Annotated in this window: 16 protein-coding genes, 1 tRNA gene and 1 pseudogene; 8 read left to right on the top strand and 10 right to left on the bottom strand. The window is 71.2% G+C overall.

Annotated elements, in window-relative coordinates; all coding sequences use genetic code 11:
- Window positions 1-4: 4 nt before the first annotated feature.
- Window positions 5-1,165 carry a serine hydrolase domain-containing protein gene (locus ACFYP0_RS31180; protein WP_355500646.1) on the bottom strand — a complete coding sequence of 387 codons (1,161 nt, stop codon included), beginning with the start codon at window positions 1,163-1,165 and terminating at the stop codon, window positions 5-7.
- A gap of 110 nt (window positions 1,166-1,275) precedes the next feature.
- Here ACFYP0_RS31180 and ACFYP0_RS31175 point away from each other — a divergent pair, with 110 nt between their 5' ends.
- Window positions 1,276-2,496, top strand: a complete 1,221-nt coding sequence (locus ACFYP0_RS31175; RefSeq protein ID WP_355500644.1) for a sensor histidine kinase — start codon at window positions 1,276-1,278, stop codon at window positions 2,494-2,496.
- Entirely contained in the window at window positions 2,484-3,131 is a 648-nt protein-coding gene (locus ACFYP0_RS31170) for a response regulator transcription factor (RefSeq protein ID WP_355500642.1), read from the top strand. The genes ACFYP0_RS31175 and ACFYP0_RS31170 overlap by 13 nt, the downstream gene beginning before the upstream one ends.
- Before the next feature lie 50 nt (window positions 3,132-3,181).
- Here the strand turns inward: ACFYP0_RS31170 and ACFYP0_RS31165 are convergent, their stop codons facing one another.
- On the bottom strand, window positions 3,182-4,795 hold the full coding sequence (locus ACFYP0_RS31165; RefSeq protein ID WP_386998414.1) for a carboxylesterase/lipase family protein: 1,614 nt from the start codon (window positions 4,793-4,795) through the stop codon (window positions 3,182-3,184).
- Window positions 4,796-4,965: 170 nt separating this feature from the next.
- Between ACFYP0_RS31165 and ACFYP0_RS31160 the strand changes: the two genes are divergently transcribed.
- Window positions 4,966-5,901: a TetR/AcrR family transcriptional regulator C-terminal domain-containing protein gene (locus ACFYP0_RS31160; protein ID WP_386998413.1), complete on the top strand. Its 936-nt coding sequence runs from the start codon at window positions 4,966-4,968 to the stop codon at window positions 5,899-5,901.
- 39 nt (window positions 5,902-5,940) lie between these two features.
- On the top strand, window positions 5,941-6,441 hold the full coding sequence (locus ACFYP0_RS31155; RefSeq protein ID WP_386998412.1) for an SDR family oxidoreductase: 501 nt from the start codon (window positions 5,941-5,943) through the stop codon (window positions 6,439-6,441).
- A gap of 57 nt (window positions 6,442-6,498) precedes the next feature.
- On the opposite strand, the gene ACFYP0_RS31150 is transcribed toward ACFYP0_RS31155, so the two are convergent.
- Window positions 6,499-6,585, bottom strand: a tRNA-Ser gene (locus ACFYP0_RS31150).
- A gap of 75 nt (window positions 6,586-6,660) precedes the next feature.
- On the opposite strand from ACFYP0_RS31150, the gene deoD reads away from it, so the two are divergent.
- Window positions 6,661-7,368, top strand: a complete 708-nt coding sequence (gene deoD, locus ACFYP0_RS31145; RefSeq protein WP_074315244.1) for a purine-nucleoside phosphorylase — start codon at window positions 6,661-6,663, stop codon at window positions 7,366-7,368.
- Window positions 7,369-7,522: 154 nt separating this feature from the next.
- Here deoD and ACFYP0_RS31140 read toward each other — a convergent pair whose 3' ends face one another.
- The 4 genes from ACFYP0_RS31140 to ACFYP0_RS31125 all read right to left on the bottom strand — a co-directional run bounded on the left by ACFYP0_RS31140 (window position 7,523) and on the right by ACFYP0_RS31125 (window position 9,428).
- Window positions 7,523-7,969 (bottom strand): nucleoside deaminase, encoded by a 447-nt coding sequence (locus ACFYP0_RS31140; RefSeq protein WP_356980936.1) that lies wholly within the window; start codon window positions 7,967-7,969, stop codon window positions 7,523-7,525.
- A 145-nt stretch (window positions 7,970-8,114) separates the two neighbouring features.
- Complete coding sequence (locus ACFYP0_RS31135; protein WP_355500632.1) at window positions 8,115-8,642, bottom strand: tRNA adenosine deaminase-associated protein; 528 nt, start codon at window positions 8,640-8,642, stop codon at window positions 8,115-8,117.
- 117 nt (window positions 8,643-8,759) lie between these two features.
- Window positions 8,760-8,927 (bottom strand): hypothetical protein, encoded by a 168-nt coding sequence (locus tag ACFYP0_RS31130; RefSeq protein ID WP_167362451.1) that lies wholly within the window; start codon window positions 8,925-8,927, stop codon window positions 8,760-8,762.
- A gap of 111 nt (window positions 8,928-9,038) precedes the next feature.
- Entirely contained in the window at window positions 9,039-9,428 is a 390-nt protein-coding gene (locus tag ACFYP0_RS31125) for a hypothetical protein (RefSeq protein WP_355500629.1), read from the bottom strand.
- Between the two features lie 64 nt (window positions 9,429-9,492).
- Here ACFYP0_RS31125 and ACFYP0_RS31120 point away from each other — a divergent pair, with 64 nt between their 5' ends.
- Both ACFYP0_RS31120 and ACFYP0_RS31115 read left to right on the top strand, forming a co-directional pair.
- The gene (locus ACFYP0_RS31120) at window positions 9,493-10,254 is read left to right on the top strand and encodes a M23 family metallopeptidase (protein ID WP_355500626.1); all 762 of its coding nucleotides are present in this window, start codon (window positions 9,493-9,495) and stop codon (window positions 10,252-10,254) included.
- Window position 10,255: 1 nt separating this feature from the next.
- Window positions 10,256-11,329: a PHP domain-containing protein gene (locus ACFYP0_RS31115; protein WP_386998411.1), complete on the top strand. Its 1,074-nt coding sequence runs from the start codon at window positions 10,256-10,258 to the stop codon at window positions 11,327-11,329.
- Here the strand turns inward: ACFYP0_RS31115 and ACFYP0_RS31110 are convergent.
- A pseudogene (locus tag ACFYP0_RS31110) lies at window positions 11,212-12,333 on the bottom strand (DMT family transporter); the annotation flags it as partial. The gene ACFYP0_RS31115 and the pseudogene ACFYP0_RS31110 sit on opposite strands and share 118 nt — an antisense overlap.
- Before the next feature lie 131 nt (window positions 12,334-12,464).
- Between ACFYP0_RS31110 and ACFYP0_RS31105 the strand changes: the two are divergent.
- Entirely contained in the window at window positions 12,465-14,135 is a 1,671-nt protein-coding gene (locus ACFYP0_RS31105; protein WP_355500620.1) for a DUF885 domain-containing protein, read from the top strand.
- A gap of 71 nt (window positions 14,136-14,206) precedes the next feature.
- Here the strand turns inward: ACFYP0_RS31105 and ACFYP0_RS31100 are convergent, their stop codons facing one another.
- Window positions 14,207-15,811 (bottom strand): DUF6114 domain-containing protein, encoded by a 1,605-nt coding sequence (locus ACFYP0_RS31100; RefSeq protein WP_386998410.1) that lies wholly within the window; start codon window positions 15,809-15,811, stop codon window positions 14,207-14,209.
- Between the two features lie 75 nt (window positions 15,812-15,886).
- Window positions 15,887-16,501 carry a DUF6230 family protein gene (locus ACFYP0_RS31095; protein WP_124858370.1) on the bottom strand — a complete coding sequence of 205 codons (615 nt, stop codon included), beginning with the start codon at window positions 16,499-16,501 and terminating at the stop codon, window positions 15,887-15,889.
- Window positions 16,502-16,553 lie beyond the last annotated feature (52 nt).

Below are 16,553 nucleotides of genomic sequence, written 5' to 3'. Positions count from 1 at the left end.
CGGATCACCGGGCCTCACACAGGGCGGTGTGCAAAGTCGTGGACAACGCCTGCCAGCTCTCGTACGACGCCGGCTCGTCGTTCACCACCAACTGCGCCCGGCGACCGCCGGCGGTGACCCCGCCCAGGGTGCGAAAGCCCGGCGTCGTGCCACCGTGGCCCCAGTACAGGGCTCCGCCGCAGTCGACCAACGGCGTCGAGATGATCCCGAGCCCGTATCGGGCGTCGGGCCACAGCCGGTCCGGATCGGTCGGCACGGTGTGGGTCATCTCGGCGAGGCGGACCGGGTCCAGCAGTCGACCCCCGAGCAGCGCGGCGAAGAACCGGTTCTGGTCGGCGAGGGACGAGACCAGCGCGCCACCAGCTCCGCCGTACGACATGCTGAACTCGGTGACGTCGCGCCGCCGCTCGGCGCCGACCAACGCGTAGCCGCGCGGATGGTCACCCCGGATCCGCACCGAGTCGCCCGGCCAGTAGGTATCGCGCAGGCCCAACGGGCCGATGATCCGCCGGGTGATCTCCATGCTGATGTCGTGGCCGGTGACCTGCTCGACGATCAGGCCGGCGAGGACGTAGTTGGTGGTCGAGTAGTGCCAACTGGCCGTCGGCGGCGGCTGGGCCAGCGCCATCGCGATCAGCTCCGCTGGCGCGAAGTGCCGATACCGCCAACGATCCACCCGGTCCCAGTCGAGCGCATCGACGTGGTCGGGCAGGCCGCTGGTGTGCCGCAGCAGATCACGGACGGTGATCCGTCGGCCGTCGTACCCGTTGCCACGGATCCGACCTGGCAGATACCTCTCGATCGCAGCGTCCAGGACGAGCTGGCCCTCCGCGACGAGTTGCAGCACCACTGTCGCGGTGAAGGCCTTCGTCGAACTGCCGATCCGGATCCGTTCGTCGACCCGCATCGGCCGGCCCGTTCGCAGGTCAGCCCGGCCGCTGGCAGCAGACCACCGGCCGCACTCGGGTCCGCTCACCTCGATGGCCGCGCCGACCAACAGGTGGGCGCCGGTCAGGTCGTGCAGCGCGGCGGTCGTCGCCGGTCGGTCGGAGCACGCCGGCCCTGGTTGACGGGCCGCGGCTGGTGCTCCCGCGCCGGCAATGGTGAGCAGGACGACTCCGGCGAGCACGCCGAATGTGTGCCGTCGTCGTGTCGGTCTTCTCATGTCGTCGACGCTAGGGACGGCCAGGCGTGGCCACGAGGGAGCAGAGACCCGGATCAATGGTGTAGCTGGCTACACTGCCCCGGCCGCCCCTGTGACCGGACAATGTGAGGATGCGGCGGGCTTGGTTCGCGACGACGTACCTGGTGACCGGCGGGGCCACTGCGGTGGCGTCGGCGGTAGCGATCGGCGCGCTCGCCGGGGCACTCGGCTTGAGCCTCGTCCTGGTCGGCATCGCGCTGCTACCGCCAGCCGTGCGTGTCATCAGGTCGCTCGCTCGCCTGGAGCGGCGCCGCGCAGACCGGTTGCTGGGCCCGGCGATTCCGGTCGAGTCCCAGGTGCTGTGCGCCAGTCAAGCCGCGTGGCTGCGCGCCGCCGCAGGCGATCCGGCCACCTACCGGAGTGCGCTCTGGCTGACCGTGCACGCCGTCGCCGGTGTGCCGCTAGCCGCCGGTGTGCTGCTGCTCTGGCTACTCGCGCTGGGTGGGTTGATCGTGCCGCTGATGTGGTGGGCCGTGCCGGTCGAGGCGCCGCTGACCTTTGTCGTGCCGATCCGGAGCTGGGCCCAGGCATTGCTGGTGCCGCCCCTGCTGGGGCTCGCCGCGCTGGCACTTCTCCGGTGGGCCGTCCCGGCCTGCGCCGTGGCGTACGCCCAGGCGGCGCGAGTGTCGTTCGCGCCGTCCTCGCGGAGCCGGTTGGAGCGGCGGGTCACTGAGCTCACCGCCACCCGGGCCGGCGCACTCGACGCCCACGCGGCGGAGCTGCGGCGAATCGAGCGCGACCTGCACGACGGCACCCAGGCCCGGTTGGTGGCGATCGCCATCCAGCTCGGCGTCGCGCAACGTCAACGGGCAGCCGACCCGGCGTTGACGGACCAGCTGATCGAGCGGGCACGGACCAGCGTCGAGGCAGCGCTGACCGAGCTGCGCGCCGTGGTGCGGGGCATCTACCCACCGATTCTGGCTGACCGAGGGCTGCCGGGCGCGGTGCACGCGCTCGCCGCCGACTGTCCGGTGCCGCTAACGGTCCGGGTCACCCCGCTGCGACGACTACCGGCAGCGTTGGAAAGCGCCGCCTACTTCGTCGTGGCGGAAGCGCTGGCCAACATCACTCGGCACAGCAGGGCGACCGGGGGTGACCTGCGGGTGGAGCACCAGGCGGGTCAGCTGGTGGTGAACGTGACCGACGACGGCGTCGGCGGCGCACAGTCGTCGACCGGCACCGGCCTGACCGGCATCCGGCGCCGGGTCGCGGCACTGGACGGCACTGTCGAACTGAGCAGCCCGATCGGCGGGCCGACAGTGCTACGGGTGGTGTTGCCGTGCGCGTCCTGATCGCCGAAGACAACGTCCTGCTCCAGGAAGGGCTCAATCTGCTGCTCAGCACCGCCGGCTTCGAGGTGACGGCAGCGGTGGACACACCGGACGACATCATCGCGGCGATCGATCGGCAGCGGCCCGATGTCGCCATCATGGACATCCGACTGCCGCCGACCTTTCGCGACGAGGGGTTGCGCACCGCGTTGGCCGCGCGCCGGCTACATCCCGGGCTACCGGTGCTGCTGCTCTCCCAGTACGTCGAGCGCGCCTACGCGACCGAGCTGCTCGTCGACGGGCAGGGCGGCGTCGGCTACCTGCTCAAGGACCGAGTGTCCCGGGTCGAGGAGTTCCTTGACGCGTTACGTCGGGTCGCCGCCGGAGGCACCGTGCTGGACCCGCAGGTCGTGGCCCAACTCGTCACCGCCCGGCGCAACCCGCTCACCGATCTCACCGCACGGGAACGCGAGGTGCTCGCGCTGATGGCCGGAGGCAGCACCAACACGGGCATCGCCGCCCAACTCGTCATCACCGAGCGCGCGGTGAGCAAGCACATCGGGAACATCTTCACCAAGCTCGACCTGCCACCCGACGGCGACCTGCATCGCCGGGTCGCCGCCGTGCTCACCTTCCTCAAGGATCCGGGCCGGTGAGCGGGCCGGGTCTCCCGGGGGCCGGCCCACTCGTCGCGCCCGTGACGGCATCAGCGACGGAGTGACCGCCAGAAGTCGTACGAGTGGGCCGCCGCGAAGTCCGACCCGCCCGATCCGCCGCCACCGGCGAACCCTCGCACGTACGGAGCGTCAGGGCGGAGTCGAGGCCAGCCCGCCCGACCCGTCCGGGCGAAGTCGGTCCAGGCCCGGACCATCGCGTCGGAGAGCCGCCGCTGAGTCGGCGTCAAGGCCTCGGCGTAGTCGACAGTGAACAGGTACGGCAACTCAGCGCAGTGGTACGCGCCGGTGGCGAACGTCGGTTCCGGACCTTCGGTGAAGAACGGCGCGTCCTCGTCGGCGAACTCGTACGCGAACGTCGGCACCCGCCGCGCGAATGCCAAAGCGGCGGAGTAGACCGGCTCGGCGTAGTCGTGATCCGTCAGCACGGCGCCCAACGTCACGCTGGCGGGTTGCGCCGCGTCGCGCGGATAGCGGGCCAACACCTCCCCCGCGTAGTCACCGAACATGGCGCGCACCTGGTCGCTGTACTGGTCGTCGGTGAGCGGGCACGACTCCGGCTCCTGGTCCGGCTTCGGCGGCTCCGGGCAGTTGAGCCCGACCCGTTCCATCCCCCACACCACGAGCCGGGACTCGTCCCGGTTCATCCCGGTCAACACCGGCACCGGATGCAGCCTCCCGGTGGTCAGCGCGTACGCCGGGTCCACCGGTAGCGTGCGGCCGTCGACGACCGGGCCCAGGTCGACCCCCGCGCCGGGATAGCCGACCGTCTCGATCAGCTGGGCGGGGGAACGTCCGCGCAGGCAGGCGGCGACCACAGCCGGTTCGGTGCAGCCGATCCTCCACGCGAACTCCTGGGCCGCCCCGACCGCCTCGGCCCGCGTCTGGACCGGGTTGGCGCACGAGTTGCTCTGCATGATCGCCCGGTGGAACAGGCCGGCGGTGGCGGGCGCGGCGAGTTGCGCGCAGACGCTGGTCGCCCCGGCGGACTGGCCGAACACTGTGACGTTGCCCGGGTCGCCTCCGAAGGCCGCCGCGTTGCGCCGCACCCAGCGGAGCGCGGCCTGCTGGTCCTGCAACCCGAAGTTGCCGGTGATTCCGTCCCGACCGGCCAGCGCCGGGTGCGCCAGGAAGCCGAGCGCGCCGAGCCGGTAGTTCACCGTGACGACGACGACATCACCACCGGTGGCCAGCCGCTGCCCGCCGTATCCGTCGCCGCTGCCGAACCGGAAGTCCCCGCCGTGCAACCAGACCATCACCGGTCGAGGCGTTCGCGCGGCCGAGCGCGGGGTGGTGACATTCAGGTAGAGGCAGTCCTCGGACTCGGAGGGTGTGTCCATCGGCAGCCCTTGCAGTTGGGCGCAGGCGGCACCGGGCCGGCTCGCGTCGCGTACTCCGGTCCACCTCGGACCAGGCTGCGGCGGGGCCCAGCGCAGCGCGCCCACCGGCGGGCTCGCGTACGGAATGCCCTGGAACGAGCGGTGCTCGGCCGCGACGGTCCCGCGCACCGCGCCCTGGTCGGTCCGGACGACGGCCGCGCTCCGGAGGTCGTCGTCGGCCGCGGCCGGACCGACGGCCATCGCCGGGCCGACGAGAGCGACAGCGCCCACCGTGACGGCCCATCGGGGGTACGAAAGTCTTCTCATGCTCTCCCCATCTCGTCGACGCCGGTACGGCGTACGCACCGGGCTGCGCCGAGCATGTCGAGCTGGCAACCATCCGGCCAGGGAGCTCTAGTGCGCCGTGGCAGGAAAGACGGGGGCACCCGCTGGTGCTCTAGTGCGCTACGGTCACCGCAGGCCAGCGGGAGGCGATCGTGGCGGAGATCGACGGATCCACTCCTCCTTATCTGCGCATCGTCGGGGAGTTGCGACGGCGCATCGTGGCAGGCGAGTTGGGCCCCGGCGACCGGGTGCCGTCCACCCGGCAGATCGTCCGGGAATGGAGCGTCGCCATGGCGACCGCCAGCCGGGCGCTCACCGCGCTTCGCCAGGAGAACCTGGTCCGGGCGGTGCCGGGTGTGGGCATGGTGGTGACCGGCGCAGCGCCGACCAGGCCGGGTCGGGGTGCCCCGTCCGCCGGTCGGCGGCTGCCCGTCCAGGGGCTGAATCGCGACCAGGTCGTGCGGACCGCCATGACGATCGCCGACGCCGAGGGGTTACCGGCACTGAGCATGCGGCGCATCGCGACGGAGTTGGATGTCCCCACCATGTCGCTGTACCGGCAGGTTCGGGGCAAGGAGCAGCTTCTCGTGCTGATGGCGGACGCGGCCTTCGCCGCGCATCGGCTGCCGGGCACGTTCCCGCCCGGTTGGCGAGCCCAACTGGAGTTGCTCAGCCGACTTCAGTGGTCGATCTACCGGCGGCATCCCTGGCTGGCCCAGGTCGTCTCGCTGACCCGCCCGCTGATGGCACCGCACGCCGTCGCGCACACCGAGTGGGCACTGCGCGCCCTCGCCCGGCAGGGCCTGGACCAGCACACCCAGCTCCACCTGGTGGCCGCACTGGCCAACCATGTTCGAGGCACCGCCATCAACCTGGAGCGAGGAATCGAAGCGGAGCAGGAGACCGGCCTGACCGACGACGAGTGGATGGAGACCCAGGCCGACGTGTTCGGTGGGTTGCTCGCGGCGGGCGAGTTTCCGCATCTGGCCCGACTGAGCCGGACGGCGATCGACCTCAATGTCGAGAGTCTCTTCGACTTCGGTCTGCAACGACTGCTCGACGGGATGGCGGCGCTGCTCGAACGGTGACCGCTCAGACCGGGTCGGCGGCCTGCTGACCTGGACGTGGTGTTCGCCAATGCCGGCGGCGGTGAGTTCCGTTCGCTCGACTCGATCACGGTCGAGCACGTCGCCACCACCTTCGACACCAAGATCTACGGCACCATCTTCACCGTGCAGAAGGCCCTGCCCCTGCTCAACGAGGGCGCGTCGATCGTGCTGACCGGCTCGACCGCCGCCAGCAACGGCACCCCGGCGTTCAGCGTCTACGCCGCGTCCAAGGCAGCCATCCGCTCGTTCGGCCGCACCTGGGCCGCCGAGCTGATCGGCCGGAAGATCCGGGTCAACACCCTGATCCCCGGCTCGACCGAGACCCCCGGGCTGGCAGGCCTCGCGCCCAGCCCCGCGGAGGCCCCCGGGTTGCTGAAGACCATCGCCTCGGGCGTGCCCATGCAGCGCATGGCACACCCGGACGAGATCGCCAACGCCGCGCTCTTCCTCGCCTCCGACCAGAGCAGCTTCATGACCGGCGGCGAGCTGTTCGTCGACGGCGGCGAGCAGCAGCTCTGACGCGAAAACGCCCGGTCGATCCTCGCGGATCGACCGGGCGTTTTCTGCACTACAGAGCGGTGGCGGAGGGATTTGAACCCTCGGAGGGCGTTAACCCTCACACGCTTTCGAGGCGTGCTCCTTAGGCCGCTCGGACACGCCACCGCCGACGAGGGTACAGGACCGCCGGTTCCGACGCCGAACCGGTATCGCCCGGGCCGGCCTGGCAGGATCTTTGCCATGAGTACGCACATCGGCGCGAAGCCGGGCGAGATCGCCGAGCGGGTCCTGATGCCGGGTGACCCCCTGCGGGCCAAGTGGATCGCGGAAACCTACCTCGAGGGCGCCACCTGCTACTCGACGGTTCGGGGCATGCTGGGCTTCACCGGCCGCTGGAACGGCGTCGAGGTTTCCGTCCAGGGCTCCGGCATGGGCATGCCGTCGGCCTCCATCTACGCCCACGAACTGATCAACGAGTACGGCGTGAAGACGCTGATCCGGGTCGGCTCCTGTGGTGCCCTCAGCACCGACCTGCAACTGCGGGACGTGGTGGCCGCGATCGGGTCGTCCACCGACTCGAACATGAACCGGATGCGCTTCGACGGGCTGATCGACTACGCGCCGGTGGCCGACTTCGGGCTGCTGCGTACGTCGGTCGAGGTGGCCGAGCGGCGCGGCATCACCATGCACGTGGGGCCGATCCTGGCGGCGGACGCCTTCTACACCGACCGCCCGGACCTGTACGACACCCTCGCCGACTACGGGGTGCTGGCTGTGGAGATGGAGTCGGCGGCGCTCTACACGATCGCCGCCCGGTTCAAGGCCCGCGCGCTGACCGTGTTGACCGTCAGCGACCACATCAAGACCGGCGAGAAGACCACCTCGGAGGAGCGCGAGCAGACCTTCAGCCAGATGGTCGAGATCGCCCTCGACACGATCATCGCCTGACCTGTTCGGGCGGCAATACCGCGAAGAGCGTGATGACTGTGTGGCATCAATATGCCTCGGAGTCATCACGCTCTTTCGCATCAGGCCGCCAGGCCGCAGAGAGCAGGCCGCCAGGCCGCCAGGCCGCAGAGAGCCAGACGGCGGCCAGCGCCTGTCAGCGGAAGAACGCGCGCAGGACGGTGGCGGTCTCGGCCTCCAGCACCCCGCCGTAGACCTCGGGGCGGTGGTTGAGCCGACGGTCCCGCAGCACGTCCCAGAGCGATCCGGCCGCGCCGGTCTTGGGCTCCCACGCGCCGAACACGACTGTGGAGACCCGGGCCAGCACCAGCGCCCCGGCGCACATGGTGCACGGTTCGAGGGTGACCACCAGGGTGCAGCCGTCGAGCCGCCACCGGCCGGTGCGCTCGGCGCCCCGGCGCAGGGCCAGCACCTCGGCGTGGGCGGTGGGGTCAGCGGTCAGCTCGCGCTCGTTGCGTCCGGTGGCCAACTCGGTGCCGTCCGGCCCGTAGAGCACCGCCCCCACCGGCACGTCGTCGACGTCGGTGCTGACCGTGTCGTCGACGGGTGGACCGGCGACGGCGATCTCCAGGGCGCGGCGCATCCACAGCTCGTGCCGCTGTCGTCGGCCGACCTCGCCCAGGTCGGCCAGACCCTCGTGAGCGCCGGGCCCGGCGCGGCCCACCGCGCCGGGGGTCGGCTGGCCCGGTCGGATCGACTCCAGCGACGGATCGGTGGCGTCGGCCGGCTCAGACCTCACGCAACTCCTCGACCTCGTCGGCGCAGCCGAGCACCTGGCAGATCTCGGCGGTGACGTCCGCCGGCATCATCCCCTCGTGCGTGCAGAGGGTCAGCAGCTTCTGCGCGGAGATGCCCAGGTTGGCCAGCAGGTCGGCCTCACCGACCGGGTCGGCCTCCGGGTCGACGACGGGCTGCTCGCTCTCCTCGTCACCGGTGCTCACCGGGCGTGGCTCGTCGTCACCGTCGAGCCCGGTGACCGAGGTCTTCAGGTCACCGACCAGCAGCGCCCCGAGCTGCGACTCCTCGGCGTACGCGGAGTCCGAACCGAACACGCGCAGGTCCTCGCCCTCGTCGAGGCGCAGGATCACCAGGTACGCGTCATCGGCCTCGACGAAGAGCAGCGACACGTCGGCCTCCAGGTCGACGTCACGCAGCCGGTCGGCAACCTCGTCGATGTCGGTGGCGCCACGCAGGCTGACCTCGGCGGCGGTCCAGCCACTCTCGTCGCGCACCACGGCCGCAGCGAAGTACGACACGGTCCCCCCAATAGCCCTCGACACAGCGTCGACTCGTTACGCGTGCACGTTAGCCGGTCGGGTCGGCAGGCGACCCGTCAACGCCCCGAAGGGCGGGTCATTCCTGACAAAGTCGGATCAGCCGACGACTCGACGGCGGGTGGCGATGAGCTGGCGCAGACGCTCGGTGCGCTGCCGCTGCGGTCGGCTGCGCTGGCGGACCGCCCGGGCGCCCGCCAACTCGGCCAGCAACTGCAGCCGACGGCGATTGCGATCGGGATCCTGCCGGGGAGTGGTCCAGGCCATAGTTGCGAGCGTGCCGAGTCTCGGCGGCCACGTCAAGACGGCGTTCGCTACGCAGCCAACCGGGCACACGGTGCAGTCACCGAACGCGGTTTCGGAGCCTGTCCGTGCCGGTCACCACAGCGGCCAGTCACCACTGGTGGCCCAGCGGACCGCCACCACGGCGGCGGCGATGCTCCAACCACCCGCCGTGACGATGGCGACCCCGGTGGCCACCCCTCGGTCGCCAAAGCGGACCAGCACCAGGGCGGTGGCCCAGGCCAGCAGGCCGGCGAACACCGTCCACCACGCGTAGCTGGTCACATCGGTGCCGAGCAGGCCGAACAGCAGCAGCCAGCCGGCCGCCGCGCCGCCACCGGAGGCGACACCACCGCCGGTGACCGGGTGCGGCTCGCGGTAGGTGGGCCGCGTCGGTGGCCCGGAGGGGAAGAGACCCGAGGGGGTACGCGGCACCGGGCGGACGGCACCGAAATCCGGGCCAGGGTCGGGTCGGGCAATGGTCACCGTCGCTGCCCTCCCTCACGCGTGCCGCTCGTGCCCACGGTACCGGCTCTGCCAGGATGACCGGATGTCCTCGCCGACGATCAGCCGCCGCGCTCGTCCGGCGTACCCGATCCTGCTGCTGCTCGCCCCGGTGCTGGCCGCCGGTTGTGCGACCACCCGGCCGGGGGTGCCCGACGGCGCCGCGCCGACGCCACCTTCGGTCTGGGCGACCGCCGACCAACCGGCGTCGCAGCCGCCCACGCCGGCGGCGACCGACCCGAGCCCCCCGGTGCCGTCGTCGGCCAGGCCGTCGGCGACGGCAACCCGCACCGGGCTGAAGCACGTCTTTCCGGTACGCGCCGACGACGTCGACTATCACCCGACGCACGGGGCGTACCCGGCGACTGACCTCTTCGCCGACTGCGGCGAGCCGTTCGTGGCGGTGACCGACGGGACGGTGCTGGAGGTGAGCCGCGTGGACCGGTACCGCAAGCGCGGGCCGCAGGGCCCGGACAACGGCGGCCTGTCGGTCGCCCTGCTCGGCGACGACGGGGTGCGCTACTACGGCTCGCACCTGAGTGTCGTGACCAGCGGAGTCGACGCCGGGGTGCGGGTCCGCGCCGGGCAGCAGCTCGGCAAGGTGGGCCGCACCGGCAACGCGAACAACGTGTGTCATGTGCACTTCGGCATCTCGCCGGCGTGCGCGGGCAAGGACGGCTGGTGGATTCGGCGCGGGGTGATCTGGCCGGCGCGTTACCTGGACTCCTGGCGGCGCGGCGGCAACCGGGAGCCGGCCGCCGAGGTCACCGCGTGGCAACGCAAGCACGGCTGCCCGAAGGCGCCCTGACATGGCTCGCGCGAGAGATCCCATCGCCGACCTGCGCCGGATCGCGTTCCTGCTGGAACGGGCGAACGAGGCCACCTACCGGGTACGCGCGTTCCGGTCGGCGGCGAAGGCGCTGGCCGGCCTGCCTACGGCCGAGCTGACCGAACGGGCCGGCAACGGCACGCTCACCGAACTGGCCGGTGTCGGTGACGTCACGGCCCGCTGCGTGGCGGAGTCCCTCGCCGGTGAGGAGCCGGTCTACCTCCGCCGGCTGGTGGCGACCGAGGGCAGCGACCTGGACGCCGAGGCCACGGCGCTCCGCGCCGCCCTGCGCGGCGACTGTCACACCCACTCGGACTGGTCCGACGGCGGCTCGCCCATCGAGGAGATGGCGCTGGCCGCTGTGGAGTTGGGCCACGAGTACATGGTGCTGACCGACCATTCGCCCCGGCTGACGGTTGCCCGGGGGCTGACCGCGGAGCGGCTGCGCCGGCAGCTCGACCACGTGGCGCAGGTCAACGCGGCGCTGCCCGAGGGTTTCCGGATCCTCACCGGGATCGAGGTGGACATCCTTGCCGACGGCTCCCTGGACCAGGACGACGACCTGCTGGCGCGGCTCGACGTGGTGGTCGGCTCGGTGCACAGCGGCCTGAAGGACGAGCGGTCGAAGATGACCCGGCGCATGCTGAAGGCGGTCGCCAACCCGCACCTGGACATCCTCGGTCACGTCACCGGCCGGATGGTGTCGTCCCGCCCGGCCGGGGTGACCGGTCCGGGCGATCGGGGGCACCGCGCGCGTACCCGGGCGGAGAGCGACTTCGACGCGGACGCCGTCTTCGCCGCCTGCGCCGAGCACGACACCGCCGTCGAGATCAACTCTCGGCCGGAGCGGCAGGACCCGCCGAAGCGCCTGATCCGCCGCGCCCTGGAGGCTGGCTGCCGGTTCGCCATCAACACCGATGCGCACGCGCCCGGCCAACTCGACTGGCAGCGATTCGGCTGCGAACGCGCCGCCCTCTGCGGCGTCCCCGCCGACCGCGTGATCAACACCTGGTCGGCAGAACAACTGGTGGCCTGGACGCACAACCGCGCCTGACCAGCCTCCGGTGCGTGGGTCTGTCAGCTGCGGGCGGGTTCGGCGGCGGGTGTGGCGGGAGCACCGACGCCGACGACCGGGCTGCTCCGGCGGCGACTGAACATCCCCTGCGAGACCGCGACCCCGAGCAGCACGATCAACGCGCCGACCGGTTGGTGCCAGTTGAGTCGTTCGTCGAGCGCCAGAGCACCGATCAGCACCGCGAAGATTGGAATCAGGTACGTGACGGTGGACGCGGTGCTCGCGCCGGCCACCCGGATGTTGCGCATGTTGATCACGAACGCGAGCCCGGTGCCGAGCGCGCCGAGGGTCAGCACACTTGCCACCACCCCCGCCGACAGCTCGGTGGGCAGCGGCGGCAGGCCGGCGACGAAGGGCGTGACGATGGCCAGCTGCGCGGCGGCGAGCAGCAGTTGCGCGGTGGAGAGCGACAGGCCCGAGTACGAGCTGCCGGCAACGAACCGCTTCTGGTACGGGATGGCCACGCCGTAGCAGGCCGCCGCACCGAAGCACATGAGCTGCCCGGTGAAGTGCGCCCCGCCGATGCCCTCCCAGACCCCGAGCACCACCAGCACCCCGACGAAGCCGAGCCCGAGCCCGACCGCACGGCGCAGCGTGAGCCGCTCGGTGCGGAAGACCAGCACCGCCAGCGGCAGCACGATCAACGGCGTGGTGGCGTTCCAGATGCCGGCCAGCATCGACTCGACCCGCTGCTCGCCGTAGCCGAAGAGGGTGAACGGCACTGCCACGCCGAAGGCGGCGACGACGGTCAGGTGCGCCCAGACCCGGGGCTCGCGAGGCAGCCGATCGCGCAGCACGGCGAGGACCACCAGCAGGGTCAACGCGCCGGCGACGACCCGGTAGAGGGTGAGTTGGACCGGGTGCAGCTCGGCCACCCCGACCTTGATGAAGAGAAAGCTGGAACCCCAGATCGCGGCGAGGGCGACAAAGCCGGGCAGCCAGGCGCGGACCGGCGCTTTGTCAGGAGTGGTATCGGTGGTCACCCCTGACACTCTGCCGCAACCGTACGACAAAGTCGCGCGCCTTTTCGGCCGTCCCGCCGTGCCTGAACCCGCAGCTCCAACACGACAAACGTCGGCGACACAGGGGTGGGGTGGTCACGTAGGGTCGCAGCGTGGGACGAATTGATGAACTCGCCAACCGTTACGTGGCCGAGTGGGCGCCGTTGAGCCCCACCGGCGCCACCTTCGTCGGCATCGCCGGCCATGACGACCAGCTCGACGACCTCTCACCCGACGGCTACGGTGCGCGCGCGGACCTCACCCGCCGGACCCTCACCGAGCTGGAGGTGATCGAGCCGGAGACCGAATCGGAACGGACCGCCAAGGAAGCCATGCAGGAACGGCTCGGCCTGGACCTCGCCCGGTACGACGCCGGCGAGGTGACCAGCGAGGTCAGCGTGATCACCAGCGGGCTGCACGAGATCCGCATGGTGTTCGACCTGATGCCCACCGCGACCAGCGACGACCAGGCCAACATCGCCGCCCGGCTCAACGGCTTCGGCGCCGCACTGGAGGGCTACAAGACCACCCTGCGTGAGGCGCTCGCCAACGGTGAGGTCAGCTCGAAGGTGCAGCTGGTCGAGGTGGCCAAGCAGTGCGACATCTGGGTCGACCCGACCGGTGACAACTTCTTCCACGGGCTGGTCGAGCGGCTCGGGGCAGAGGGCACGCTCGGATCGGAGCTGCGTCGGGGTGCGGCGGCGGCGACCGCGGCGACCGCGGAGTTCGGCCAGTTCCTGCGTACCGAGCTGGCCCCGCACGGGCGGGACAAGCAGGCCGCCGGCCGGGAGCGCTACGAGCTCGCCTCGCAGTACTTCCTCGGCGCCAAGGTCGACCTGGACGAGACGTACGCCTGGGGCTTCGCGGAGCTGGCCCGCCTGGAGGCGGAGATGCGCGTCGTGGCGGGGCGCATCGTCGGCTCCGGTGCCAGCGTCGACGAGGCCGTGGCCGCCCTGGACGCCGACCCGGCCCGGACCATCCAGGGCAAGGAGGCATTCCGGGACTGGATGCAGGCCCTGGCCGACAAGGCGATCACCGAGCTGCACGGCACCCACTTCGACATCCCGGAGCAGGTCCGCCGCATCGAGTGCTGCCTCGCACCGACCAGTGACGGCGCCATCTACTACACCGGCCCGAGTGAGGACTTCTCCCGCCCGGGTCGGATGTGGTGGGCGGTGCCGCAGGGCATCAGCGACTTCTCCACCTGGCGAGAGGTGACCACGGTCTACCACGAGGGCGTGCCGGGTCACCATCTCCAGGTGGGGCAGACCGCCGTCCGGGCCGACCTGCTCAACCGCTGGCAGCGGCTGCTCTGCTGGGTCTCCGGGCACGGTGAGGGCTGGGCGCTCTACTCGGAGCGGCTGATGGACGAGCTTGGCTACCTGGAGGACCCGGGCGACAAGCTGGGCATGCTCGACGGCCAGGCGATGCGCGCGGCACGGGTGATCGTGGACATCGGCATGCACCTGGAGTTGGAGATCCCGAAGGACAATCCGTTCGGTTTCCACCCGGGCGAGCGGTGGACGCCCGAGCTGGGCTGGGAGTTCATGCGGGCGCACTGCCGGGTTCCGGACGAGAACCTGCGTTTCGAGCTGAACCGCTACCTGGGTTGGCCGGGGCAGGCACCGTCGTACAAGGTGGGTGAGCGGATCTGGCTCCAGGCCCGCGAGGACGCCAAGGCCCGCAAGGGCGCCGATTTCGACCTGCGGGAGTTCCACCGGCAGGCGTTGGACCTGGGCGCGCTGGGTCTCGACCCGCTGCGTCGGGCGCTGGCCCGACTCTGAGTCGCTGATGGCGCCGGGCGCTGGCGGCTCGTCGTACCGCCAGCACCCGGAGCCATCGGTACGGGTGACGTTCAGCCGAGGGCCAGCGCCAACGACGGCCGGGCGGTCAGCGTGTCACTGGTGACGTACGCCAGGTCCATCACCGGGTCGGTGAACGTGATCGAGATCGGCAGGGTGACCGGGATCCCGTCCGGCAACGGCAGGTCCGGGGTCAGGGTGAGCTTGATGCCGAGCAGCTTGCCGACGAACCGGGTGGAGTAGAAGGCCACGTCACCCCGGACGGTCAGCCGGTCGGTCTTGTATCGCTGGGTGCGCCCGTCGGGGCCGTCGGCGACCAGCAGGAAGTCGTCGGTCACCGCCTCCCGCATGCTGAACTTCAGCACCTTGAGGCTGCCCTTCTCGGTCTGCAGCTCGGTGGTCCCGTCGAACCGCAGCCCGGTCATGGTGACCTTGGAGCCGGTGAGCTTGGACGGCATCTGGCCCACCATTGGCAGATTCGGGTCGGCCGCGATGCGGGGCAGCGGCTTGCCCGGCTCCGCTTTGTCTGGCTTGTCGGGTGTCGTGGCCCCGGGCTTGCCTGACCCGCCCGGGTTCGGTGACGGGCAGGCCGTGGACCCGGGACGGGCCGTCGGCGTGACTGTCGGCTTCGCCGACGGGCTGGCGGTCGGGGTAGCCGACGGCGTCGCGGTCTTCTCGTTGCGTCCACCGGTGAGCAGGTCCCCGATCTCGTCCAGGATGTCGGTGATGATGTTGCCGTCCCGCTCCGGGCTGGCGCTCGGTGTCGGGGTCGGCGTCCTGGTGGTGGGAGTGGTGGGGCTGGGCGACGGCGTGGCGGACCGGGACGGGGTCGGGCAGGCGGTCGCGGCGGGTCGGGTCGGTGCGGCCTGCACCGCTCTGGGCTGGGTGGCCAGGCCGGCCGCGGCGAGGCCCAGCACCAGCAGTGCGACTCCGAACACCCGAGGATCAGCAGAACGTCCCGGCCACTCGGGGGGTGCGCCCGCGTCGGTCGCGTCGCCCGCCGGTCGGTCCACCGGTTCGCCGGCCGCGTCGGCCTGCACGACTCCGATCCGCTCCGTGTCGAGCCGCTCGACTCCGCACTGCTCGGCGTGGGGCTGATCCGCGTCCGCCTGATCCGCGCCAGGCTGATCCGCGCCAGGCTGATCCGCGCCAGGCTGATCCGCGCCGTGCTGATCCGCGCCGTGCTGATCCGCCTCCGCCTGATCCGCATCGACCTGTTCGGCGACGGGCAGTTCGGTGTCGGACAGGTCGGCAGCGGCTGGCGCGGGTCGGATCGGGGTCCAGGCGAAGGCGAGCGCGCTGCCGACGATGCCGAGCAGCAGACCGACGAAGAAGCCGCCCAGGTTGAGCCCGATCAGCGAGTAGACCGATGTGACCGCCGCGACGACCGAGTAGAACAGCCGCTGCGCCGGGCTCAACCAGAGCAGCAGGGCGCAGGTCACCAGGATGACCGGGATCAGGAGCGAGAGCAGGCCGGTGGCTCCGCTGTGGAAGCTCAGGCCGTTGATCGTCATCCGGGTGGAGGCGAACATCGCCACCCCGGCCAGGGCGATGAAGAGACCACCCCAGAACGGTCGGCTCCGCTGCCAGCGACGGAAGGTCTGCCACGCCTGGGCCGTACCGCCGGGCCGGGCGTGGGACGCGTTGGCGGTTGTCACGTACTCCTCCTGGCGGAGCGGGACGGGGACAGGGGCCGGGGCCCGCGGTGGTCGGCCAGCGCGGACCCAGTCACCTCAGAAGCACTCCTTGCCCTTGGCGTCATCGCCCACGTTGACCTTCAACCGGAGGCCGACCAGGTTGAAGGTGGCCGCCGTGGTGTAGCGGGACACCTGCTGCAGGTTCGTGATGGTGACGTGGTCGGAATTCTGGCCGAACGAACCCTTCTGCGCCGTGGCGTTCAGGTCCGTCGCGTCCCGGCCAATCTTGATGTTGGTGAACGTCGCGTTGCCGTCGAGCGAGTCCATGGCGATCAGCAGGTCCTTGGCCCGGGCAGGCTCCTTGCCCTCACCGGCGTTGATGGTGAGCACCACCGGCAGGCCGGGCAGGTCGGAGCGGATGGACTGGCAGAGGTCGTAGAGCTCCGCGCTGCTGATCTCGGCGACGGCGATCGGGTGGGTCTTGCCGTTCTCACCCTTCTCGCGGACGACGCCGCCGTACTGCTTGAAGCCGTCGCCCTCGAGGCGGGCCGCGCCGATCTTGAACGTCTGTCCGGACACGGTGACGTCGGACGCGATGGCGCCGGTCGACATGCCGAACAGGATGGCGCCGACGGCGGCGGTGGCGGGGACCGCCATGGCGGCGAACCGCCGCCACCGGGTACGACCCTGATCCTCAAACCGATCCTGCACGGGTTCCTCCTCAGGTGGCCGGTCCCGGACTGGCGGCCCCGCACCGGGTCCG

The sequence above is a fragment of the Micromonospora arida genome (assembly GCF_042873195.1).
Lineage (GTDB): Bacteria > Actinomycetota > Actinomycetes > Mycobacteriales > Micromonosporaceae > Micromonospora > Micromonospora arida.
Note: the sequence above shows the minus strand (reverse complement) of the source record. Positions and strands in the feature narration are given on the sequence as shown.

Coding starts and splice junctions, on each gene's coding strand:
- deoD (WP_074315244.1), top strand. CDS start 6,661: ATGAGTACGCACATCGGCGCGAAGCCGGGCGAGATCGCCGAGCGGGTC.
- ACFYP0_RS31140 (WP_356980936.1), bottom strand. CDS start 7,969: ATGCGCCGCGCCCTGGAGATCGCCGTCGCCGGTCCACCCGTCGACGAC.
- ACFYP0_RS31130 (WP_167362451.1), bottom strand. CDS start 8,927: ATGGCCTGGACCACTCCCCGGCAGGATCCCGATCGCAATCGCCGTCGG.
- ACFYP0_RS31175 (WP_355500644.1), top strand. CDS start 1,276: ATGCGGCGGGCTTGGTTCGCGACGACGTACCTGGTGACCGGCGGGGCC.
- ACFYP0_RS31120 (WP_355500626.1), top strand. CDS start 9,493: ATGTCCTCGCCGACGATCAGCCGCCGCGCTCGTCCGGCGTACCCGATC.
- ACFYP0_RS31115 (WP_386998411.1), top strand. CDS start 10,256: ATGGCTCGCGCGAGAGATCCCATCGCCGACCTGCGCCGGATCGCGTTC.
- ACFYP0_RS31165 (WP_386998414.1), bottom strand. CDS start 4,795: ATGAGAAGACTTTCGTACCCCCGATGGGCCGTCACGGTGGGCGCTGTC.
- ACFYP0_RS31180 (WP_355500646.1), bottom strand. CDS start 1,165: ATGAGAAGACCGACACGACGACGGCACACATTCGGCGTGCTCGCCGGA.